22 protein-coding genes and 2 tRNA genes are annotated in these 20,704 nt (G+C 60.1%); 9 read left to right on the top strand and 15 right to left on the bottom strand.

The window, feature by feature from the left end; all coding sequences use genetic code 11:
- Positions 1–52: 52 nt before the first annotated feature.
- From ABIE28_RS08955 to ABIE28_RS08945, 3 genes are read left to right on the top strand one after another with little or no spacing between them, the layout of a single operon-like run.
- On the top strand, positions 53–1,387 hold the full coding sequence (locus ABIE28_RS08955; protein ID WP_354062087.1) for an NAD(P)/FAD-dependent oxidoreductase: 1,335 nt from the start codon (positions 53–55) through the stop codon (positions 1,385–1,387).
- Positions 1,372–2,157 (top strand): DUF1365 domain-containing protein, encoded by a 786-nt coding sequence (locus ABIE28_RS08950; protein WP_354062085.1) that lies wholly within the window; start codon positions 1,372–1,374, stop codon positions 2,155–2,157. The genes ABIE28_RS08955 and ABIE28_RS08950 overlap by 16 nt, the downstream gene beginning before the upstream one ends.
- 23 nt (positions 2,158–2,180) lie before the next feature.
- On the top strand, positions 2,181–3,416 hold the full coding sequence (locus ABIE28_RS08945; RefSeq protein ID WP_354062079.1) for a class I SAM-dependent methyltransferase: 1,236 nt from the start codon (positions 2,181–2,183) through the stop codon (positions 3,414–3,416).
- A gap of 153 nt (positions 3,417–3,569) precedes the next feature.
- Here the strand turns inward: ABIE28_RS08945 and ABIE28_RS08940 are convergent, their stop codons facing one another.
- Genes ABIE28_RS08940 through ABIE28_RS08930 form a run of 3 tightly spaced genes read right to left on the bottom strand, consistent with a single transcriptional unit; the run spans position 3,570 to position 5,532 of the window.
- On the bottom strand, positions 3,570–4,322 hold the full coding sequence (locus ABIE28_RS08940) for an SDR family NAD(P)-dependent oxidoreductase (RefSeq protein ID WP_354062077.1): 753 nt from the start codon (positions 4,320–4,322) through the stop codon (positions 3,570–3,572).
- Positions 4,323–4,324: 2 nt separating this feature from the next.
- Positions 4,325–4,975 (bottom strand): ChrR family anti-sigma-E factor, encoded by a 651-nt coding sequence (locus ABIE28_RS08935; RefSeq protein WP_354062075.1) that lies wholly within the window; start codon positions 4,973–4,975, stop codon positions 4,325–4,327.
- The gene (locus ABIE28_RS08930) at positions 4,972–5,532 is read right to left on the bottom strand and encodes a sigma-70 family RNA polymerase sigma factor (protein ID WP_354062073.1); all 561 of its coding nucleotides are present in this window, start codon (positions 5,530–5,532) and stop codon (positions 4,972–4,974) included. The genes ABIE28_RS08935 and ABIE28_RS08930 overlap by 4 nt, the downstream gene beginning before the upstream one ends.
- A 169-nt stretch (positions 5,533–5,701) precedes the next feature.
- Between ABIE28_RS08930 and ABIE28_RS08925 the strand changes: the two genes are divergently transcribed.
- From ABIE28_RS08925 to ABIE28_RS08910, 4 genes are read left to right on the top strand one after another with little or no spacing between them, the layout of a single operon-like run.
- Positions 5,702–6,649 (top strand): ABC transporter substrate-binding protein, encoded by a 948-nt coding sequence (locus ABIE28_RS08925; protein ID WP_354062071.1) that lies wholly within the window; start codon positions 5,702–5,704, stop codon positions 6,647–6,649.
- A 2-nt stretch (positions 6,650–6,651) separates the two neighbouring features.
- Positions 6,652–7,683: a FecCD family ABC transporter permease gene (locus ABIE28_RS08920; RefSeq protein WP_354062069.1), complete on the top strand. Its 1,032-nt coding sequence runs from the start codon at positions 6,652–6,654 to the stop codon at positions 7,681–7,683.
- Positions 7,683–8,735: a FecCD family ABC transporter permease gene (locus ABIE28_RS08915; RefSeq protein WP_354062067.1), complete on the top strand. Its 1,053-nt coding sequence runs from the start codon at positions 7,683–7,685 to the stop codon at positions 8,733–8,735. The genes ABIE28_RS08920 and ABIE28_RS08915 overlap by 1 nt, the downstream gene beginning before the upstream one ends.
- A gap of 19 nt (positions 8,736–8,754) precedes the next feature.
- On the top strand, positions 8,755–9,570 hold the full coding sequence (locus ABIE28_RS08910) for an ABC transporter ATP-binding protein (protein ID WP_354062065.1): 816 nt from the start codon (positions 8,755–8,757) through the stop codon (positions 9,568–9,570).
- Here the strand turns inward: ABIE28_RS08910 and ABIE28_RS08905 are convergent, their stop codons facing one another.
- From ABIE28_RS08905 to ABIE28_RS08855, 11 genes are all read right to left on the bottom strand, one after another.
- Entirely contained in the window at positions 9,571–10,458 is an 888-nt protein-coding gene (locus ABIE28_RS08905) for an HWE histidine kinase domain-containing protein (protein ID WP_354062063.1), read from the bottom strand.
- Between the two features lie 302 nt (positions 10,459–10,760).
- Positions 10,761–11,159: a monovalent cation/H(+) antiporter subunit G gene (mnhG, locus tag ABIE28_RS08900; protein WP_354062061.1), complete on the bottom strand. Its 399-nt coding sequence runs from the start codon at positions 11,157–11,159 to the stop codon at positions 10,761–10,763.
- Positions 11,156–11,437, bottom strand: a complete 282-nt coding sequence (locus tag ABIE28_RS08895; protein ID WP_354062059.1) for a K+/H+ antiporter subunit F — start codon at positions 11,435–11,437, stop codon at positions 11,156–11,158. Before ABIE28_RS08895 ends, mnhG begins: the two co-directional genes overlap by 4 nt.
- Entirely contained in the window at positions 11,434–11,922 is a 489-nt protein-coding gene (locus ABIE28_RS08890; RefSeq protein WP_354062057.1) for a Na+/H+ antiporter subunit E, read from the bottom strand. Before ABIE28_RS08890 ends, ABIE28_RS08895 begins: the two co-directional genes overlap by 4 nt.
- Complete coding sequence (locus ABIE28_RS08885) at positions 11,919–13,553, bottom strand: monovalent cation/H+ antiporter subunit D (RefSeq protein ID WP_354062055.1); 1,635 nt, start codon at positions 13,551–13,553, stop codon at positions 11,919–11,921. Before ABIE28_RS08885 ends, ABIE28_RS08890 begins: the two co-directional genes overlap by 4 nt.
- 2 nt (positions 13,554–13,555) lie before the next feature.
- Positions 13,556–13,894: a Na+/H+ antiporter subunit C gene (locus tag ABIE28_RS08880; RefSeq protein WP_354062053.1), complete on the bottom strand. Its 339-nt coding sequence runs from the start codon at positions 13,892–13,894 to the stop codon at positions 13,556–13,558.
- Positions 13,894–16,839, bottom strand: a complete 2,946-nt coding sequence (locus tag ABIE28_RS08875; protein ID WP_354062051.1) for a monovalent cation/H+ antiporter subunit A — start codon at positions 16,837–16,839, stop codon at positions 13,894–13,896. The genes ABIE28_RS08880 and ABIE28_RS08875 overlap by 1 nt, the downstream gene beginning before the upstream one ends.
- A gap of 252 nt (positions 16,840–17,091) precedes the next feature.
- Positions 17,092–17,166: transfer RNA gene (locus tag ABIE28_RS08870), tRNA-Glu, on the bottom strand.
- Between the two features lie 200 nt (positions 17,167–17,366).
- A tRNA-Glu gene (locus ABIE28_RS08865) sits at positions 17,367–17,441 on the bottom strand.
- Positions 17,442–17,521: 80 nt separating this feature from the next.
- Complete coding sequence (locus ABIE28_RS08860) at positions 17,522–17,998, bottom strand: YcbK family protein (protein ID WP_354062049.1); 477 nt, start codon at positions 17,996–17,998, stop codon at positions 17,522–17,524.
- Positions 17,999–18,139: 141 nt separating this feature from the next.
- On the bottom strand, positions 18,140–18,556 hold the full coding sequence (locus tag ABIE28_RS08855) for a VOC family protein (RefSeq protein WP_354062048.1): 417 nt from the start codon (positions 18,554–18,556) through the stop codon (positions 18,140–18,142).
- Between the two features lie 175 nt (positions 18,557–18,731).
- Between ABIE28_RS08855 and ABIE28_RS08850 the strand changes: the two genes are divergently transcribed.
- Positions 18,732–19,349: a cold-shock protein gene (locus ABIE28_RS08850; RefSeq protein WP_354062047.1), complete on the top strand. Its 618-nt coding sequence runs from the start codon at positions 18,732–18,734 to the stop codon at positions 19,347–19,349.
- Positions 19,350–19,359: 10 nt separating this feature from the next.
- Positions 19,360–19,842, top strand: a complete 483-nt coding sequence (locus ABIE28_RS08845; protein ID WP_354062046.1) for a DUF192 domain-containing protein — start codon at positions 19,360–19,362, stop codon at positions 19,840–19,842.
- Here the strand turns inward: ABIE28_RS08845 and trhA are convergent, their stop codons facing one another.
- Positions 19,843–20,526, bottom strand: coding sequence for a PAQR family membrane homeostasis protein TrhA (trhA, locus tag ABIE28_RS08840; RefSeq protein ID WP_354062045.1), 684 nt, complete (start codon positions 20,524–20,526; stop codon positions 19,843–19,845).
- Between the last annotated feature and the right edge of the window lie 178 nt (positions 20,527–20,704).

Here is a 20,704-nt window from a genome sequence, read left to right as displayed (position 1 = left end):
GCCGTATCTCCGACCGTACAAGTTGCACTGACAAGCGGAGAACACCCCGACTATGAGCGCCTCGAATATCGCCGTTATCGGTTCGGGAATCTCTGGACTTTCAGCGGCTTGGCTGCTGTCGAAGTCGCAGAACGTAACGCTATTCGAGAAGAACGCGGTTCTTGGCGGCCACAGCAACACCGTCATGGCGCCCACGCCGCAGGGTCCGGTTCCGGTTGATACCGGCTTCATCGTCTATAACGAAAAGAATTATCCCAACCTCACGGCCTTCTTTGACCACTTCGAAGTCGAGACCGCTCAATCCTTCATGAGCTTTGCTGTGTCGGTGGGTGAAGGTCAGATGGAGTATTCCGGCGAGTATCTCTGGGGCCTGTTCGGACAGCGCCGCAATATCATCAGGCCACGCCACTGGCAGCTGGTCGCTGATATCATGCGCTTCTTCCGCGAAGCCCCCAAGCAGATGGCGCTCTGCTCCAATGATATGTCGATCGGTCAGTTCCTGCAGCGGTTCGGTTATTCCCGCGCTTTTGTCGACGACCACATCCTGCCGATTTCGGCGGCCATCTGGTCGACTCCGTCACGCGGCATGCTCGAATTCCCCGCGCGCACCTTCATTGAGTTTTTCGCAAACCACTCGCTGCTTCAGGTCTCGGGTCGTCCCAAATGGCGCACTGTAACATCCGGCTCGCGCCAGTATATCGACAAGCTCCTGGCGCAGACGCAGATGGAAACCGTGCTCAATGCCCGGATCACATCAGTCCGTCGCCACGCCAATGGCGTCGAAATCTATTTCGAGGATGGCAGCCACCGCCATTTCGACAAGGTTGTGTTTGCAACCCACGCCGACCAGGCACTGGCGATGATTGCTGATCCCAGCGAGGCCGAACAGCGCCTGCTCTCGGCCTTCCGCTATACGAGCAACCGCGCGGTGCTCCATTCCGACAAGAGCTTCATGCCCAAACGGCGTCACCTGTGGTCGGCGTGGAACTATCTGCGCGATAGCGGGAGCGAGTGTGGCTTGAGCCTGACCTATTGGATGAACAAGCTGCAGCCGCTGCCGACGACGGAGAACATCTTCGTGACGCTCAACCCGCATCGTGACATCGCACCGGACACGGTGATGTATGAGATCGACTACGAGCATCCATTGTTCGACGCCAAGGCCATCGCCACGCAGCCGCAGCTATGGCAGATTCAGGGCGTCAACAATTCATGGTTTGCCGGTGCCTGGATGGGTTACGGTTTCCACGAGGATGGCCTGCAGGCTGGGCTCGAGGTGGCCGAGCGCATCGGTCCGGTGCAGCGCCCGTGGCAGGTTAGCGAACAGCGCGGTCGCATCGCGCATAACTGGGTCGAAGGAGACCAGCGGCTGTGGGCGGCCGAGTAGGCGATCGCGCAAACAAGGCTGGCGCGATCTACGTCGGCGACGTGGTGCACAAACGCGCCCGCCCCAAGCGTCACTCCTTACGCTACCGGGTCTTCTCCTTGCTGGTCGATCTCGATCAGCTTGACTCGATGAATGAGAAACTGCGCCTCTTCTCGTTGAATAGATTCAACCTTGTGTCCCTGTTCACCAAGGACTTCGGTCAACGCGACGGCTCCAGCATTGCCGACTTCGTTCGACGCAAGGCGGCTGCAGCCGGGGGCACCGATATCGCCCGTATTCGCATGTTAGCCTATCCGCGCATCTTCGGTTTCGCTTTCAATCCCATCACCGTCTACTTCTGCGAAGACGCAGAAGGAACGACGCGCTTTCTGGTCTACGAAGTCAGCAACACCTTCGGTGAGCACCACTTCTATCAAGCGCCGGTCGCGCCCGAGGGCGAGGTCATCCAGCACGATGCCAAGAAGGCGTTCTTCGTGTCGCCGTTCAATACGCTTGAGGGAAACTACCGGTTTTCCATCCGGCCACCGGGCGAAACGGTGTTCCTGGGCATCACGCTTTCAACCGATGAGGGCGGTCTGTTGACGGCATATTTTGAAGGCAGGGAGCGTCCGTTGACCGACGGGACGCTGTTTAAACTGCTGCTTGCATATCCGTTTATGACGGCTAAAGTGGTCTTCGGCATACACTGGGAGGCCCTGCTTTTATGGGTCAAGGGCGTGCCGCCGACGCTGAAATTACGGCGTGATCTCAAGCGCCGCCGAGAAGTTTAGCGACAATTTGGATTAGCGGGCCGATGACGAAATCCGTAGTTGAAGATAGCAATACTGGCGTAACTCTCTGGACCCGATTTGCCTCATGGGCAGTCGAGCGTATTGGCCTCAAAATGATAGGCCATCCCAAATATGGCTCGGTCACCGTGATCCTGCCCAACGGCCGAACCCGCACCGTGGGCAACTCGGCCAATGGCGAGCACTCGGTGCTCAAGCTCAACAATTTTCGCGTTATCCGCGAGACGATGCGGCGTGGCACAGTAGGCTTCGCCTCGGCCTATATGAATGGCGATATCGAGGTCGATGACCTCACCGCGTTGTTCCGATTTTTCCTGCAGAACCGCGACATGTTCGAAGAGGCCAATCCCGGCTTTTTCCGCAAGGCCGCCGGCGATCTGCACTATCACCTGTCGCGCGGCAATACGCTCGAAGGCTCCAAGAAAAACATTGCCGAGCACTATGACCTCGGCAATGATTTTTATGGCCAATGGCTCGATCCATCCATGACCTATTCCTCGGCGGTGTTCACCTCCGGCGATCAGAGCCTGGAAGAAGCCCAGCACGAGAAATACCGCCGCGTCGCCGATATGGCCGGCGTCACCGAAGGCTCTAGCGTGCTCGAAATCGGCTGCGGCTGGGGCGGTTTCGCCGAAACCGTGGCGCGCGACTACAAAGCCAACCTGCGCGGCATTACCCTTTCGGCCGAACAGCTCAAATACGGTCAGGAACGCTTGGCGCGTCAGGGACTGGATCAGTTCGCGACCTTGGTGTTTGAAGACTATCGTCACACCGAGGGCCAGTTCGACCATATCGGCTCCATCGAAATGATCGAGGCCGTCGGCGAAGACAATTGGCCAAGCTATTTCCAGACCGTGCATGATCGGCTCAAGCCGGGCGGCACGGCCGCGATCCAGGCCATCACCATCAACGAAGCCGATTTTGACGGTTATCGCAGCGGCCCCGATTTCATTCAGCGCTACATCTTCCCGGGCGGCATGTTGCTGACCAAGACGGTGATGAAAGAGTTCGGCGAGAAATACGGTCTCGTGCTGGAGAACGTCGACACATTCCGCCTGAGCTATGCCAAGACGCTGAAGCTGTGGCGCGACCGGTTCCTCGAACGCTGGCCGATGATCGCGCCACTTGGCTATGACGAACTGTTCCGCCGCAAGTGGGTGTACTATCTGAGCTATTGCGAAGCGGGCTTTACGGAAGGCTCGATCGACGTTGGGATTTATCAGTATCGCAAGCCGGCCTGAGGGTTTTGGTAGGGGATACCCCCCCACCTAACCTCCCCTGATAGGGGGAGGGGCCGATCGAGCGCAGGGCGAGATTTCGTCAAATCCACTGGCCAGATTCCTCCCCCTTTTCAGGGGGAGGCTAGGTGGGGGTACTCTTCCCAAAAGCCCAGTCTAGCCCTTCGGCAGCATCTTGCTCGTCAGCCAGAAGAACACCGGATAGGGCAACCACCGCACCGTCTTCATCAGCCAGACCATCCGCTTCGGAAACGCGATCTCGAAGCGATTGGATTGTGTAAGCCCATCGACGATCCGGTTGGCCGCATCGTCGGTTTCCATCAGGAAGGGCATCGGAAAATCGTTCTTGTCGGTGAGTTCGGATTTCACAAACCCCGGCGCGATCATCCGCACCTTGATTTTGCGCGGCGCCAGTTCGGTTCGCATCGTTTCGAGCAGGTTGATCAGCCCGGCCTTGGTCGATGAATAGGCGGCCGAACGGGGCAGGCCAAAGTAGCCAGCCACCGACGCGATGACGGCAAAATGCCCGCCGCCCTGCTTGTCCATTTGCGCCAGTAACGGATTGGCCACCCGCAATACGCCCAGATAATTGGTGTCGACGATCTTGGCGAACTTGTCGAAATCGTAATTGCCCACATCCATCGGCTGCCAGGCCGCGGCCCCGAATATGAAAAGATCGATTCGGCGGAGATCGCTGGCAATCGTCTTGATGGTTGCCGCAATGGCATCAGCGTCCGTCACATCGAGCGGATAGGGGCGAATGGCCGGATTGGCCTTGGCGACCTCGGCCAACTTTTCGACACGACGACCGGAGATAGCGACCGTCCAGCCTCGTTCAGCCAGCAGTTTGGCGACGGCCGCGCCGATGCCCGAACCGCCACCAATAATCCAGGCTACGCCAGCTTGCATTGTTACATTCCAAACAGCGGTTGCAGAGTCCGCATCAGGCGTCCCCGGAAGGTCAGTTTGGCGTCTACCGCCACAAGACAGATGCAATCTTCGCCCGGCTCCGCAATCGGCTGATGTTCGACGTCCTCGTCGTGGTCTGCAATATCGCCACGCGCGAACACGCCGAACCGGTCTTTATAGGCACCCTGCAGGATCAGCGTCAGCTCATGCCCACCATGCCCATGTTCAGGTACGCGGCGACCCGCGCCGACGCGCAGTAGCATTAGCCGCGACTTGCCATCGTCGCCCCAGTCAAGATCAGCCGTCGCCACGCCCGGTCCGGTCCACTGCCAGCGCACGGCATCCAGACCGCCGGGCAGATACTGCTGCAAGGGCAGGGGCACGCTATCAGTTCCCCGCTCATCGGGCGGCGTCACCACAATGCGCTCATCGCCCAGCGCGCCCATCAGCCGGTCCAATGCGCCCACCGAAATCTCCGCCCTTGGCTCGGCGCTTAGCAGCGCCCCACCAATGGTGTCGATATGGCGCAGCGTTTCGCGCCCACCGGGCGACATGGCAAGATGCGTGGCGATCACGGTCGCGTACGGCCCCTCGAGAGTACCGGCGCTGAACGCCATCAGGGTGGTGATGTCAGGATGATGTTGAATGGTCATTGCAGATCGTCCAGCATGGGCCGGAGCCGTTCATATGCGAGGCGAAGTCGCGATTTTACGGTGCCCAGCGGAATGCCGACGGTTTCGGCGATCTGGGCGTGTGGCATGTCCTGAATAAAACTGAGCTGCACCACCTGTTGCTGCTCTTGCGGCAGCAGGGCCAAAGCCTTGGTCACCCGCTCGATGACCTGCTGCTGCTCGATCATTACGCTGCCAAGCGGCGCATCGCTAGCCAGCGTCACCTTCTCCAGGTCCTCGTAGGGCTTGTTGGATTGGCGGCGCAGTTGATCGATCCGCAGATTGCGGGCAATGGTGAAAATCCAGGTGCTGGCCGCACCGCGCTGATTTGAATACAGCGCTGCCTTGCGCCAAACGGTGAGGAATGTCTCTTGCACCAGATCTTCGGCCAGGGCGTCGCTGGCCCCGAGCTTGAGCATCATGGATTTGACGCGCGGACCATAAAGGCCAAACAGAGCAGCGAGCGCGGAGCGGTCCTTGCCGGTCGCAATGCGCGCCACCAGTCCCGCCGGGTCGTCCACGTCGGGAAACGGTCTCATGGGGCCCGTATCTGGTTCGGTCATGGCTATCGCATACATCGCCTGTTCCACCTCTACTAGTCTATTACGAAACCTCGGGGCGGATGGATCAACGATAACAAACATGACTTGACCGATCATCTTATTGCGCACTAGGTAGCGGCAAATCCAATCCATGCATGAGCTGATCATGATCCGTACCCTGCTTGTTGTTTCCGCCGCCGCGCTCGCGCTGATGCCTGCAATGGTCATTGCTGAGCCGTGGAGCTACACCGATAGCCTCGGCAATACGGTCACGCTGGACAATGTCCCGACCCGCATCATTGCCAGCCAGGATGCAGCGGCAGGCCTGATCCCACTGGGAATTCGTCCGGTCGGCATTTATGCCGATAGCCCTGTCGAAGACGCTAAGGCGCTCGAAGGCCTCGACCTGACCGGCATCCAGATCATTGGCCAGACTTGGGGCGAGGTGGATATCGAAAAGGCTGCCGCGCTCAATCCGGAACTGATCATTGCCGAATACTGGCCGCTCGACACCACATGGAGCGGCGGCACCTCGGTGGTCGATGCGCTGACGCCCCTGGCGCCAATCACCGGCCCGACCAATGGGGATTCCATCCTCAAGCTAGTCGAAGACTATGAAGTGATCGCAGCCAGCCTGGGCGCCGATCTCAGTAATCCGACCATTGCCGAAAACAAGGCAGGCTTTGAAACGTCGCTGGCAGCATTCAAGGCGGCGACCGCTGCCAAGCCAAATCTGACCGTGCTTGCCCTCTGGGCCGGCACCGATTCCCTGTCGATCGCCGCCACCGAAGCCTCGGCCGAATTGCTCGACTTCAGGTCTTGGGGCCTCAACATAATCGATCCTGCAATCGCTGAAGATCGCGGCTACTGGGAAACCCTGTCTTGGGAAAACGCCGACAAGTATCAGCCTGATCTCATCATCGTCGACAACCGCTCTCCGTCGACCATGCAGATCGCCGTCGCCCAGCCAACCTGGACGCTGATGAAGGCCGCTGCCGCCGGTGCCGTCACCGACTGGCCCGCCTACTGGATCCGCAACTACGCCGCCTATTCGGGCGCGCTCGACAAGCTGACCACGGCAATCAATGCTGCCGACGAGAACCTGACCGAGTAGGCATGGCCTCCCACGCCGCCACACCGTTGAACCGCAAGGGGGCCGCACTCGCGTTCGGCCTCCTTTGCCTTGTCGCGGCTGTGATCGTGGTCGCGTTTTTGTCGATCACGGTCGGTGCGCGGCCCATTACGCTGAGTTCGGTCTGGTCGGCTCTGACGGCCTATGATCCACAATCAACCGATCACCGCATCATCTGGGACCTGCGCCTGCCGCGCACCGTGGTCGGTCTGCTCGTTGGTGCGGCCCTAGGCTTGTCTGGCGCTGTGCTTCAGGGCGCAACGCGCAACCCCTTGGCCGATCCATCCATTCTGGGCATTCATGCCGGTGCGGCAATGTTCGTCGTGCTCGGTGTTGCCGTTCTGGGCATCACACAGCTCAGCAACTACGTCTGGCTGGCCTTCCTCGGCGCCGGTGTGGCCATGCTCGTGGTCTACACCGTTGCCTCACTCGGTCGAGAAGGGGCAACGCCCGTCAAACTGGCTCTGGCGGGCGCGGCCATAACTGCCGCCCTCCAGTCTGTCGTTAGCGTCATTCTGCTCACCAGCCCACGCACGCTCGATGAAATCCGGTTCTGGCAAGTCGGCTCGTTGGCCGGGCGGGGCATGGATATCGTGGTTCAGGTGGCGCCATTTCTGGCAGTCGGCATCGTTCTGGCCTTGGCCTGCGGTCGTATGCTCGATGGGCTTTCCATGGGCGAAGACGTAGCTCGCTCGCTCGGACAAAATGTCGGCCGCTCTCGCGCCATCGCGGGTCTCGCCGCGGTCATCCTTGCGGGCGCAGCAACCGCAGCCGCCGGTCCAATCGCTTTCGTCGGCCTCACCGTGCCGCATCTTGCGCGCGCCGTGACAGGTCCGAATTATCGCTGGATATTGCCCTATTCCATGCTGCTCGCGCCCATCCTGCTGCTGGGCGCGGACGTCATCGGTCGCATTATCGCGCCGCCGGGCGAAGTGCAGGTCGGCATCGTCACCGCTTTTATCGGCGCGCCGTTCTTCATCGCGCTGGTTCGCCGTCGCAAGCTGGCGTCCCTCTGATGGCCAGCGTTGACGATATCGCCAAAGTCCACGGCATCCGGACCAGTCTGGCCCATCGCCGCAATGCCATCACCGTCGGCCTGAGCATTGCTCTGGTCTTGACCTTCGCTCTGACGCTCTATCTTGGCGACTACCCCGTGCCGGTCGACGGCGTTATCCGCTCGCTGCTGTCGCCCTTCACGGGCGAGATCAACAAGGGCATCGACTTCATCGTGCTCAACGTGCGTCTGCCGCGCGCCACACTGGCGGTCTTGACCGGAATAGCCTTTGCGCTGTCCGGAATCATTTTCCAAACGCTTCTGCGTAACCCTTTGGCTAGCCCAGACATTATCGGCATTTCGCATGGCGCCAGCGCATCGGCAGTCGCCTGCATCATCCTGCTCGGTCTGTCCGGCTTTGCCGTGTCTTTCGGTGCCCTTGTCGGCGCTCTACTGACTGCTTTTGCAATCTACGCGCTGGCTTGGCGCAACGGCGTCACCGCCTATCGTATCGTACTGATCGGTATCGGCATGTCCGCCATGATGGCTGCGGCGATCTCATACCTCTTCACACGTGCGCGCCTCACCGAAGTGCAGCAGGCGCTTGGCTGGTTAGTCGGTTCGCTGAACGCCTCCAACTGGGGCGATGTCTGGCCGCTTGCACTGGCGCTATTCGTCCTTTTGCCGAGCACAATCCTATTGGTTCGCACGCTAGACGCCATGCAGATGGGCGACGACACGGCGACGGCGCTTGGGGCCTGCGTCGAAGTCACCCGACTGGCGCTAATGATGATCGGTGTCGGCTACGCCGCCTTTGCGACAGCGGCTGCTGGTCCGGTCACATTCGTCGCCTTCGTGTCGGGTCCGATTGCCCGCAACCTGCTCGCTGGGAGCGGACGGGGCTTCGTGCTGGCGGCATTGGTCGGCGCCTTGGTCATGCTTGGCTCCGATCTCGTCGCCCAACACGCGCTGCCGTCGGTGCAACTACCCGTCGGCGTGGTGACTGGCGTGTTCGGCGCAGGTTTCCTGCTTTGGCTTCTCGTAGTGTCGAACCGGGCGGGCCGTGTAAACTGATGGTCCCTGGGAGCATGAAATGAGCGTTGATCACCAGCTGATGGCCGCAGGCATTGACCTCGCCTATGGCGAACGCCGCGTCGTCAACGACCTCAGCCTGACAATTCCGCCCGGCAAGCTTACCGTGATCGTCGGCGCCAACGCCTGTGGCAAGTCGACGGTGCTGCGCGGCCTCGCGCGACTGCTGGCGCCCACCAAGGGCGCGGTCTATCTCGACGGCAAGCCCATCCACCAGATGGCCACACGCGAGGTCGCAACCATCCTTGGTGTCCTGCCGCAATCGCCCATCGCTCCCGACGCCATCGTGGTTGCCGATCTGGTTGGTCGCGGACTCTATCCGCATCAGGGCTGGTTCCGCCGTTGGACACCTGAAGATGACGCCGCAGTTGCCGAGGCCCTGCGCGCGACCGATACGCTCGAACTTGCCGACCGGCCGGTGGATGAACTCTCCGGCGGGCAACGCCAACGGGTCTGGATTGCCATGGCTTTGGCGCAGCAGACTGACCTCCTGCTGCTTGATGAGCCGACCACATTCCTCGACATCAACCACCAGGTCGAAGTGCTCGATCTGCTGACTGATCTGGTCAAGAACAATGGCCGCACGGTCGTCGTGGTACTCCATGACCTCAATCTCGCCTGCCGCTATGCTGACCACATCGTCGCCATGAAAGCGGGGCAACTGGTGACGCAGGGCAGGCCGGTCGATGTCATGACCGAAGCCGTTGTTGCCGATGTCTTCGGCATGGCGTCACGCGTTGTGATTGATCCGGTGTCCGACACGCCGATGATCGTGCCCATCGGTCGCCATCACATCGCGGCCAAGGCACTCGCTTAGCTAGTCGTGCTGCTTGTCCACATCGAGACGGCCAACCAGCTCGTAGCGCACGCCTTCAGGATGATACTCCGTCGCGCCTTGACCTGAGAAATAGGTGCCGACGATCCGGTTGGTCAACTTGGAACCAAAGCCGTTGCGGGCAGGGGGCTGCACTTCTGGCCCACCAGCTTCCTGCCACTTGAAGCGGAAGGTGCCGTCGTCCTGGATTTCCCAGTTTACCGAAATGGTGCCGGCCTCGGACGATAGCGCACCATACTTGATGGCGTTGGTCGCCAGCTCATAGACCGCCATCGAAAGCCCAACGGCTTGCTCGGAGCTTATACGCAACGGCGATCCATTGGCGACAGCTCGGCCAACCCGGTCGATATGCGGGCGCAGCGCCTCTTTAACGACCGATCCAATGTCGGTTTCGGCCGCGGAGGTGGCCAACAGGCTTTGCGCGTCGCCAAGTGCCTGAATGCGGCGGGAAATGGTGTCGCGCGCCTCTTCGAGACTAACCGCACTGCGCAGTGACTGGTTGACGATGGCCGACGTGACGGCCAGGGAGTTCTTCACCCGGTGTACCAGCTCGCGCTGCATCGTTGCCTGCGAGCGCTTGGAGACGACGATCTGTGTCGTCTCGATGGTAACGTTCAGAATGCCGGCGATCTCACCGTGGTCGTCGTAGACTGGGCTGTAGGAAAACGTCCAAAAGGTCTCTTCCTCGAAACCATTTCGGTCCATGATCAGGCGTAGGTTTTCTGAGAATGTGCCTTCACCGGACAGAGCGGTTTTGACGAATGGCTCAATAGCGGTCCAGACGTCTGCCCAGACCTCCTTGAACGCACCGCCAAGTGCCCGAGGCTCGAGGCCGCCCAGCATTGGCGCGTAGCTTTCGTTATAGAGCATAGTCAGCTCAGGTCCCCAGAACAGGCACATGCCCTGCTTTTGGTTGACCATCATCTGCACAATTGAGCGCAGCGAAACCGGCCAGCTGTCGATCGGACCAAGCGGCGTGTTGTCCAGGGATAGGCGCGGATGGCTTCGCCCATTCGGCCGCCATTCTTGGGAAAGTCTGACATGCTTGCTGATCTCAACGCGCACGCTAATCGCGCTACAGAGGTTTACCGCATGGCGCGATCAGTCACCTAGAGCAATTTTGCAGCAGAGCGTGCCGTCACTAGGAATATGCGCCTAGCAACGCGGCGGGATCAGCTATTGTTCGGAGCCTGTTGCCCGTCCCGTTCGGCCTGCATGTCGGCCACGATGTCCTGCCCATAGGATGGCGGCACGGCGCCATTCTGCTCGGCGCGGTCTCGATAGAGCGAAGCGCGGGCTAGCAGCATCAGTGTAACCGGTGTGGTCAGGGTCACAAAGATCAGGATCAGCACTTCATGCACAGCTGGACGCTGGCCCATCACCGAGAAGTAGAGGATCGAGCCCGCCAGAATGGCCGCGCTACCGAAGCTCGTGCCCAAAGTAGGGGCGTGGATGCGTTCGTAAAAGCTCTCAAAGCGTGCCAGGCCAATGCAGCCAAGCAGCGTCGCCAACGCACCGATGACGGAGAGCAGGCCAACGAGGACCGCAAGCCAGACTGGAATCTCGGTCATTCGATCACCTCGCCGCGCATCAGGAATTTGGCCAAAGCGACCGTGCCGACAAAGCCCAGAATGCCGATGACCAATGCCGCCTCGAAATAGACCGATGTGCCCATGCGAATGCCGAACAACACCAGCATCAACATCGCCGCGACGTAGAACGCGTCGAGCCCCAGAATGCGGTCCTGCGCACGTGGGCCACGGATCATGCGATAGGTCGCTGCAACCATGGCGAGGCCCAGCAGGAACTGCGACAGCAGCAGGGACCAGAAGAGAATTTCTCCGCTCATTGGAAAATCTCCAGCAGCAGCTTTTCGTAGCGATTCTTGATGGTGTCGATCCAGGCTTGTTCGTCGACGAGGTCCAGCACGTGAATGAGGACTGTGTTTCGCCGCGTGTCATATTCAAGCCAGGCACTGCCCGGCGTTGCGGTGAGAATACAGGCCAAAATGGCAAGTGCAGACTTGTCGCGCAGTTCTAGCGGCAACGTCAGAAAGCCCGAGGTCTGCTCGCGCTTACGGCCCTGCAGAATGATCTGCGCGACCGCGATATTGGACCGCACCACGTCTGCCACCACGATGGCAAACAGTTGCACCATCTTGAGCGGCTTGCGGATTTTGACGGGATCGGGCCGCAGCGCTGCCATGGCGCGACTGGCTAGTACCGCCAGAACGCTGCCGAGCAGGATGTTGCCGACGCTGAAAGATTGCTGCAGCAACAGCCACATGATGAGCAAAGACAGCGCCAGCAGGGGATAGGGCAGGATACGGCTCATGGCGTGGCCCCCTGAACTTCAACAACCAGCGGCGTGGCCAGCACATCCCCGACATAGGCGTTTGGCGCATAGAGCGAATTGGCTAGCGCCTGCATATAGTCGGTCACTGGACCGGCCATGATCGTCAAGATGATCGTCAGCGTCAGTAGCAGCAGCACAGGCGCGATTTCAACGACGCGGACGGGTGCCGGTGTTTCCGAAACTGCCACCCAAAAGGTATTTATGCCAGTACGCGTCAGTGCCACCAATGCAGCAAAGCCGGCAAAGATCAGCAGGCCCGAAAGCCACCAGGCAGAGGCACTGATCGGCGTCGTATCAGCCAGTCCAGCCGGATTGAACATGGCCGAAATCATCGCGAACTTGGCGAGGAACCCGGCCAGCGGCGGGAAGCCAGCCAGCAACAGCACGCAGATGCCAAAGCTGATGCTGAGCACGGCCAGCGCGCCCGGAACGGCCAGACCCACTTCGTCCTGCTCGGCTCCTTCGTCGTCATCGCCATAGGCTTCGAGCGTGACGGCAAGGACGTCGCCGCCCTCGATACGCACGCGTTCGAGCAGTTCCACCAGCAGAAAGAACGCGCTGATCGCCAAGGTCGAGACCACAAGATAGAACATTGCCCCACCGGTCACGGCAGGATTGCCCATGCCGATGGCGGCCAGCAAAGTGCCCGACGAGACCAGCACGAGATAGCCGGCCAGGCGTCCTGTGGTCTGCGATGCCAATACGCCGATGGCACCAAAGGCAATCGTCGCCATGCCGCCGATGAGCAACACGGTCTGGCCAAGCTCTGCCGACGCGCCGGCATCGGCGCCGAACGCCAATGTCGAGATACGCAGTACGGCGTAGATGCCGACCTTGGTCATAATGGCAAAGACCGCCGCAATCGGCGCGCTCGCGGCCGAATAGGTCGTCGGCAGCCAGAAGCCGAGTGGCCACATGCCAGCCTTGATCAGGAAGGCGAGACCGAGGATGACGGCGCCGGCATCCAGCAGCCCGCGATCGAGCTCTGGCACCAGCGCAACCTTGGCTGCGAGGTCAGCCATGTTCAGCGTGCCCGTGACGCCATAGATCAACGCAGTGCCGATCAGGAACAGGAACGACGCTGCCAGGTTGATGGCGATGTAGTGCAGCCCCGCCTTGATGCGGGCCACGCCGACACCATGCAGCACCAGACCGTAGGATGCAGCGAGCATCACTTCGAAGAACACGAAGAGATTGAAAATGTCGCCGGTGAGGAATGCGCCGTTGAGACCCATCAACAGGAACTGGAACAGGCTGTGGAAGCTCGGGCCAGCCGCATGCCAGCGCGCTAGCGAATAGATCAGCGCAGCGATGGCCAGCACCGAGGTCAGCAGCACCATCATGGCCGACAAGCGGTCGGCGACCAGAACGATGCCAAAAGGCACCGGCCAATTGCCGATAGGATAGGCGGAGACGGCGGCGGCGCCGCTGCCATCATTGGAGGCCTGCATCACCAGCATCACCGACAGGGCAACAAGGAGCCCCGTCGTGAAAACGCTGATCATTGCCCTCGCCGTGCGACGGCGATCTTCGATGAACAGCATGATGGCGCCCGCCGCCAGTGGAAGCAGGATCGGGAAGACGACAAGGTGGTCAAAAAGGCTAGTCATAATCAGGGCCGCTCCCGACCATCAACATGGTCAGTGCCGGTCAGGCCGCGCGCGGCCAGCAGCACCACAAGGAACAGCGCCGTCATGGCAAAGCCGATGACGATGGCTGTCAGCACCAGTGCCTGCGGCACCGGATCGGCGTAGTGACTTGCGTCGACGCCATATTGGCCGGTCACCGGTGCGCCATTCATGGTCAGGCGCCCCATCGCAAAGATGAAGAGATTGACCGCGTAGGACAACAGCGACAGCCCGATGATCACCTGGAAGGTGCGCGGACGCAGCATCAGATAGACGCCGCAGCTGCAGATAACGCCGATGCCGATTGCAAGAACGAGTTCCATCAGCGTGTCTCCACCGGTGCGTCGGACGACACTTCGGCCGCCCGAACGGGCTGCACCGCATGGCGCTGCACTTTTGGCGAGCGGACCGATTGGTGAGCCAGAGCGATCAGGATCAGCACGGTTGCGCCAACCACAAGGCTGAACACGCCCAGATCAAAGAACAGAGCGCTCGCCATCGGCACTTTGCCGATGAACGGGATCTCCGCGTACTGGAACGCCGTCGTCATGAACGGATAGCCCAGTATCTGCGACCCAACGCCGACAAACAGCGCCAACAGCAGGCCGGTGCCAATCCACAGCACTGGCAGGATACGCAGGCGATCTTCGACCCAACGCGTGCCACCGGCCATGTATTGCAGGATAAAGCCGATCGACATCACGATACCAGCCGCAAAGCCGCCACCGGGCTGATCGTGGCCCCGCAGGAACAGGTAGGCCGACAGCACGATGATCACGGGGAACATCCACTGCATGATGACCGATGGGATCAGCAGGTAGTCATTGACGGTCGAGCCAAGTTCGCGCTCGGGCGACCGTGCATCGAACGCATTCTGGATGCGCTGCTGTTCAGGCTTGTCAATGGAATCGGCTGCAGGACGGAAACGACGCAGCACCGCGAACACTGTCAGCGCGACAATGCCCAGCACGGTGATTTCACCCATCGTGTCAAAGGCACGGAAATCGACCAGCATGACGTTGACCACATTTGTGCCCCCGCCAAGGCTGTATGAGTTTTCGAGGAAGAACGCCGAAATGCCCTCGGGAATCTGACGGGTCATCACCGCATAGGACAGCACCGCCATGCCGAGGCCAGCAACGCCGGCGAGGCCGAAATCGCGATAGCGACGGACACGGGCCTGCCGCACCAGTTTCTCGTTGCGCATGTCTTCGACGCGCTTGGGCAGCCAGCGCAGACCCAAGAGGATCAGCACGGTGGTCACGATTTCCACCAGCAGCTGCGTGACGGCCAGATCTGGAGCCGAGAACCAGACGAAAGTGACGCAGGTCACGATGCCGGTGCCGCCCATCAGAACCAGCGACACAAGACGGTGGAACTTGGCCTGATGCGCTGCCATCACAGCACAGGTGATACCAACCAGCCAGAGCAGGGCGAATGCCGGGTCAAAGCCTGCCAGCGACAGATTGATGGTGCCCAGACGACCTGTCGTCACTGCAATCGCCGCGACGATGGCTGCAAAGAACAGCAGGAACAACTGTGGCTGCAAGCGACGCGTGCCGAGGATGCGCTCGAGCGAACGCGACCACTTGGACGTCACGGTCAGCATGACGCGCTCGAAAATACGCTGGCCCTTGAGCTGGCGAATGATCGGAGGTCCATCAATGCCGCGTGCCAGGTAACGGAACAGAGCCAGATAAAGCAGTACGCCGCCAACCAATGCCACGCCGCTCATGGCGAGGGCGAAGTTGAAGCCGTGCCAGACCGAAAGGCTATAGTAAGGCGTATCTGGGCCCGTCACCGAGACAACGGCGGCAGCCAGATAAGGCCCAATGGTGATGCCGGGAATGATGCCGACGAGCAGGCAGGCGAGCACCAGGATTTCGATCGGGCGGCGCATCAGGGCAGGGGGTTCGTGCGGAACCTTGCTCAGGCCTTCCGGTGGCGGTCCGAAGAACACGCCGTGCACAAAGCGCAGCGAATAGACCACCGCGAACATGCTTGCGAGTGTCGCGCCAACAGGCAGCGCAAAATTGACGAATGGATTGGCGTCGCGAACTGCGGTCTCGGCAAAGAACATTTCCTTTGACAGGAAGCCGTTCAGCAGCGGAACACCCGCCATCGCCGCACTTGCGACCATGGCAAGGGTCGCCGTATAGGGCATGAACTTGAAGAGCCCGCTGAGTTTTCGAATATCTCGCGTGCCGGTTTCATGGTCGATAATGCCCGCTGCCATGAACAGCGACGCCTTGAAGGTGGCGTGGTTGGCGATGTGGAAGATGGCGGCCACGGTGGCCAGCGGGCTGGACATGCCCAGCAGGGTGGTAATCAGACCGAGGTGGCTGATCGTCGAATATGCCAGCAGACCCTTGAGGTCCGTCTGGAATATCGCGGCATATGCCCCGAAGATGAGCGTTGCGAGCCCCGCTGTCGTTACAATCCAGAACCAGGCGTCGGTCCCGGCCAGCACGGGCCAGAATCGCACCAGAAGGAACACGCCCGCCTTCACCATCGTTGCCGAATGGAGATAGGCCGACACAGGTGTCGGGGCAGCCATGGCGTGCGGCAGCCAGAAGTGGAACGGGAACTGCGCCGACTTGGTCAGTGCACCCAGCAGCACCAGTAGCAGCGCCGGCAAATAGAGCGAGCTCTCACGAATCAAATCGCCGGATGCCAGCACCACGTCGAGATCGTAGCTGCCCACGATATTGCCGATAATCAGCATGCCCACCAGCAGGCCAAGGCCGCCAAGCCCAGTGACCGTCAACGCCATACGCGCGCCGTCACGAGCCTGCGACAGGTGGAACCAGTAGCCGATCAGAAGGAACGAGGTGATCGAGGTCAGTTCCCAGAACACCACCAGCTGGATGATGTTGCCCGAAACGACGAGGCCGAACATAGAGCCCATGAAGGCGAGGAAAAACGCGAAGAAACGCGGCACCGGATCCTTTGGCGACATGTAGTAGCGCGCATAAAGCACCACCAGGAAGCCAACGCCGGTGATCAGAACACCGAAAAGCCAGGAGAACCCGTCTAGTCGCAGCACGAGGTTCAGCCCCAGTGCCGGGATCCATTCGATCTCGTGACGAACCACGCCGCCGTCCGCCACTTGGGGGAACAGCCAGATCATCACGCCCAGGCCAATCAATGCAACCGTGCCGGCTAACCAGGCTTCAGCGTTTCGAGCGTTTGATGGCAAAACGGCCGCCAGCAAGCTGGCAACAAACGGCAATACTAAAACGAGCGTTAGCAATACGGATGACGTCATTGTCGCAGGGGTGACCTTTCAATGGCGTGATTATGAATCGGAAAAGGCGTTTCGAGCGCCTCTGCTTTGCTTTTCAACTGACTAACGGTTTTTCGCAACCCGAAATATCGTCGCGCCCCATCATTCTATCGTCTAGTGACGATCAATGAGGACTGGGCACGATCTGGCAGCGCACGCAAACGCCATGCGACGACGATAATTCGCAACGTGAAGAATCGCGTGCAACATATGGAGTGGAAGGAGAGATTGGTTTGGTACGCCCACGGGGAATCGAACCCCGCTCTGCACCGTGAGAGGGTGCCGTCCTGACCGATAGACGATGGGCGCGTAACCAAATCCTGCAGATGCGATATTAAAGCCGCATCAACTTACCATCGGACGTGTTCTAGGGGAGGTGATGGGTCTTCCATCCCCGGCGCCGGAGTGTCTGGCTGGCAGAGAACTCTGGTTCGTAATCCTTGCCCCAGAGATTAGGCTCTGGGGCAGGATTAGGTGCTAGCTGCAGCTCTTCCGCTAGCAAGGAAGATTGGTACGCCCTAGGGGAATCGAACCCCTCTCTGCACCGTGAAAGGGTGCCGTCCTAACCGATAGACGAAGGGCGCCTAAGCGCTGGTGGTCGTATAGTTGGGGGATTTCAGATGCGCAACCCATTTGCGCAAATTTTTTCGCCAACCTGAAGTTTTCAACAGCCCGAGAAAGTGACCGGCCGATTATAGCCGCGCGGACGGTCGCGAACGTCGACATGAATGAAGGGGCGGCCCGGATAGCAGCCAAGCCCGCCAACGCTGCTGGTGCGCATGGCGAAGGCGATCAGACGCTGCTTGTCGACGCCGGGTATATAGAAGTCCGCCGCCATGCACTTGGTATGATAGGAATTGTCCGCCCCGCCGGCCGCCGCATTATGCTGTCCATCGCGATAACCGGAATGCATCACGACCTTGCGGCCGAACTCGCCCTCAAATTCCCAAATCAGGAATCGCAGCTTGGGCGAGATGCAGAAGGCGTTGACGTCATTGCTGGCGACGATGGTGCCCCAGTCATTCTTCTTGCCCGCATAGCCCGAGCCGCTGGAACTGGCGAACATTGCCATGGGCACGCAGGCGCCCAGCGAGAGCGCGCAGACGGCAACAGCAATTATGGAGCGAAAAGTGGTACGCATGAGCGGCTTCCAAACGACCGGTGTTGCGTTTTCGCAACAAAACTTGGTCAGTGGGTTGAAGTCGCTAAAATACGATCGGTTTCGCTAACCGCGCGCTAAGCGCCACGGTTAGCGAAAAGTTACCTTATCATCAGTGGAAAACTACCACTGGCCGGTATTGGGCATGGAAGCCCAGGGTTCCTGCGGGGGCAGAGTGCCATCCTGAATCAGTTCGACCGAAATGCCATCCGGCGAGCGCACGAAAGCCATGTGCCCATCGCGTGGCGGACGGTTGATGGTGACGCCCATATCCATCAGGTGCTGGCACAGCGCATAGATATCGGCGACGCGGTAGGCCAGGTGGCCAAAATTGCGCCCGCCGGAATAGGCCTCGGCATCCCAGTTATAGGTGAGCTCAACTTCACCACCCTCATCGCCCGGCGCCTTGAGGAAAATCAGCGTGAAGCGACCCTTCTCATTTTCGCGGCGACGCACCTCTTCGAGACCCAGGCCCTTGCAATAAAAGTTGAGGCTGTCCTCGACATTGGTCACCCGAACCATGGTGTGCAGGTACTTCATGACAAATATCCTTCCTGAAATTGGATGTAGTGTGGCCTAGCAAGCGCAGTCCTTGAGGGCAACCGAGCCAAATCCAAACAGACTCTTAACAACTGCCTTTGAATCGGACACAGTGTGGCTCTGTAATGTGGAGTACCTCGCGGCGGCGGGGCGAGTACGAAGGGCTTTGGGGACTATGGGGGCCAAGCACACTGGCGATGGCGACGAGGCTGCGCATCTGTCTGGGGAGACAGGGGCGGAGGGCCATGCTGACGTTCATGCGGGAGACGCTGGCCTCGATACCATTGAGGTTTCAGGCTCAATCAAGTGGTTTGATGCCGGCAAGGGCTTCGGTTTTATCGTGCCCGATAACGGCATGGCCGATGTGTTGCTGCACGTCACCTGCCTGCGCCGCGACGGCTACCAGACGGCCTATGAAGGTTCGCGCATCGTTGTTGAGGCGCTCAATCGCCCCGGCGGTCTGCAGGCCTTCCGAATCGTCTCTATGGATGATTCGACCGCCCGCCACCCAGCCCAGATGGCTGCGCCGCGCACCCATGTCGTGGTCGAAGCGACCTCGGGCATGGTTCGCCTTGAGGTAAAGTGGTTCAACCGCATTCGTGGCTTCGGTTTCCTGTCGGCGGGCGAAGGTGCTCCGGACATTTTCGTGCATATGGAAACGCTGCGCCGCTTCGGCATCACCGAACTTCGCCCAGGCCAATATGTGCTGGTGCGCTACGGCAATGGCCCGAAAGGCCTTATGGTCGCCGAAATCCGGCCCGATGGTTGGGGCGACGCGCCGTCCTCCCACTAGGAAATCTCATATGATGTTGTTTGCCCAAGGCTTTGCTCCAGTGCTGCGCCGCGCCGGTGCGATCATTGCTGTGGCCGCTCTGGCCATGCCGCTCTCGGCCTTGGCAGACGACAATAAGCTGGTGCTGCACTCGGCAACGGGCGACTACAGCTTCAACGTTGAAGTGGTCGATACCGCTGAAAGCCGTGCCAAGGGCCTGATGTTCGTCACCGAACTGGCCGACGACGCTGGCATGCTGTTCGATTTCAAGGAGCAGGGCCCGGTCGCCTTCTGGATGCGCAACACCTTCATCCCGCTCGACATGATCTTTATCGATGCCAATGGCGTGGTGAAAAACATCCACGTCAACGCGCGTCCGCAGGACCCGACCTCGATTCCCTCCGATGGCCCGGTGCAGTTCGTGCTGGAAATCCCCGGGGGCCGCTCGGTCGAAATCGGCCTCAAGGCCGGCGACACGATGGATCATCCGCGCGTTGTGCCCAAGGCCAACTGACTACAGCCGGTGAATGACCATGAAGTCGATTACCGCCCACAGGTGAAGGCTCGCCCCCGCCACCACAAACACGTGCCATAGCGCGTTCTGGAATTTCAGCTTTTCCCACAAGTGGAAAATGATGCCGAGCGAGTAGGTGACGCCGCCTGCCAGTACCAGCCACATCGTGGTTGGCGGCAGCGACTGCGCTAGCGACTGAAACACCAGAATGCCGCTCCAGCCGATCGCTAGATACAAGACGATAGCCAGTCGCCCGAAGCGCTCCGGCACGATCAGCTTCAGCGCAACACCGATCAGCGACGCGCCCCACACGAATGTGGTCATGATCGTGCCAATCGTTGTTCCGCCCATTACCGCGAGAAACGGCGTGTAGGACCCTGCGATGAAAAGGAATATGGCGGCCTGATCGAACCGCGCCAGCACTTTTTTGACCGGGGACACCGGCCAAAGATTATAGGCCATCGAGACGCCAAGCACCGCCAGCAGCGATCCGAGATAAACCAGCAGCGCTGGCACCGCCTCGGGCGCCGTCACGAACACCGCATAAGCCAGTAGGACCGACCCAGCCGCAATCGCCACCAAGAGGCCCAGGCCATGGACTATGCCATCGGCCACCAGCTCTCCAACGGAGTAGGGGCGGTGTTGGCGGCTCCACCATGAATAGCTGGACTTCGTATCGGGCACGGCAATCTCCTTCGGGCCGATCCTGCGACAGCTTCTTGTCCATATTATTGCGTTGCGTTGTTCAACGCGCGGCGCGGGCTGTTCCTTGCAATTCCTTTGGTGAATAACCCTTGTCCGCAAGGGCTTGGCGCTTGACGGGTAACATGGCCGTTACTACTGCAGATGCACATCTGTTGGA

The sequence above is a fragment of the Devosia sp. 2618 genome (assembly GCF_040546815.1).
Lineage (GTDB): Bacteria > Pseudomonadota > Alphaproteobacteria > Rhizobiales > Devosiaceae > Devosia.
The sequence above is the reverse complement of the archived record's forward strand: the minus strand, read 5'-3'. Positions and strand labels throughout refer to the sequence as shown.

What these genes read in the sequence shown, in the direction of transcription:
- ABIE28_RS08955 (WP_354062087.1), top strand. Translation starts at nt 53, where the DNA reads ATGAGCGCCTCGAATATCGCCGTTATCGGTTCGGGAATCTCTGGACTT.
- ABIE28_RS08910 (WP_354062065.1), top strand. Translation starts at nt 8,755, where the DNA reads ATGAGCGTTGATCACCAGCTGATGGCCGCAGGCATTGACCTCGCCTAT.
- ABIE28_RS08875 (WP_354062051.1), bottom strand. Translation starts at nt 16,839, where the DNA reads ATGACGTCATCCGTATTGCTAACGCTCGTTTTAGTATTGCCGTTTGTT.
- ABIE28_RS08935 (WP_354062075.1), bottom strand. Translation starts at nt 4,975, where the DNA reads ATGACCATTCAACATCATCCTGACATCACCACCCTGATGGCGTTCAGC.
- ABIE28_RS08895 (WP_354062059.1), bottom strand. Translation starts at nt 11,437, where the DNA reads ATGAGCGGAGAAATTCTCTTCTGGTCCCTGCTGCTGTCGCAGTTCCTG.
- ABIE28_RS08940 (WP_354062077.1), bottom strand. Translation starts at nt 4,322, where the DNA reads ATGCAAGCTGGCGTAGCCTGGATTATTGGTGGCGGTTCGGGCATCGGC.
- ABIE28_RS08925 (WP_354062071.1), top strand. Translation starts at nt 5,702, where the DNA reads ATGATCCGTACCCTGCTTGTTGTTTCCGCCGCCGCGCTCGCGCTGATG.
- ABIE28_RS08845 (WP_354062046.1), top strand. Translation starts at nt 19,360, where the DNA reads ATGATGTTGTTTGCCCAAGGCTTTGCTCCAGTGCTGCGCCGCGCCGGT.
- ABIE28_RS08920 (WP_354062069.1), top strand. Translation starts at nt 6,652, where the DNA reads ATGGCCTCCCACGCCGCCACACCGTTGAACCGCAAGGGGGCCGCACTC.
- ABIE28_RS08885 (WP_354062055.1), bottom strand. Translation starts at nt 13,553, where the DNA reads ATGACTAGCCTTTTTGACCACCTTGTCGTCTTCCCGATCCTGCTTCCA.
- ABIE28_RS08915 (WP_354062067.1), top strand. Translation starts at nt 7,683, where the DNA reads ATGGCCAGCGTTGACGATATCGCCAAAGTCCACGGCATCCGGACCAGT.
- ABIE28_RS08855 (WP_354062048.1), bottom strand. Translation starts at nt 18,556, where the DNA reads ATGAAGTACCTGCACACCATGGTTCGGGTGACCAATGTCGAGGACAGC.
- ABIE28_RS08945 (WP_354062079.1), top strand. Translation starts at nt 2,181, where the DNA reads ATGACGAAATCCGTAGTTGAAGATAGCAATACTGGCGTAACTCTCTGG.
- ABIE28_RS08890 (WP_354062057.1), bottom strand. Translation starts at nt 11,922, where the DNA reads ATGAGCCGTATCCTGCCCTATCCCCTGCTGGCGCTGTCTTTGCTCATC.
- ABIE28_RS08930 (WP_354062073.1), bottom strand. Translation starts at nt 5,532, where the DNA reads ATGAGACCGTTTCCCGACGTGGACGACCCGGCGGGACTGGTGGCGCGC.
- ABIE28_RS08860 (WP_354062049.1), bottom strand. Translation starts at nt 17,998, where the DNA reads ATGCGTACCACTTTTCGCTCCATAATTGCTGTTGCCGTCTGCGCGCTC.
- ABIE28_RS08850 (WP_354062047.1), top strand. Translation starts at nt 18,732, where the DNA reads ATGGGGGCCAAGCACACTGGCGATGGCGACGAGGCTGCGCATCTGTCT.
- mnhG (WP_354062061.1), bottom strand. Translation starts at nt 11,159, where the DNA reads ATGACCGAGATTCCAGTCTGGCTTGCGGTCCTCGTTGGCCTGCTCTCC.
- ABIE28_RS08905 (WP_354062063.1), bottom strand. Translation starts at nt 10,458, where the DNA reads ATGCTCTATAACGAAAGCTACGCGCCAATGCTGGGCGGCCTCGAGCCT.
- ABIE28_RS08880 (WP_354062053.1), bottom strand. Translation starts at nt 13,894, where the DNA reads ATGGAACTCGTTCTTGCAATCGGCATCGGCGTTATCTGCAGCTGCGGC.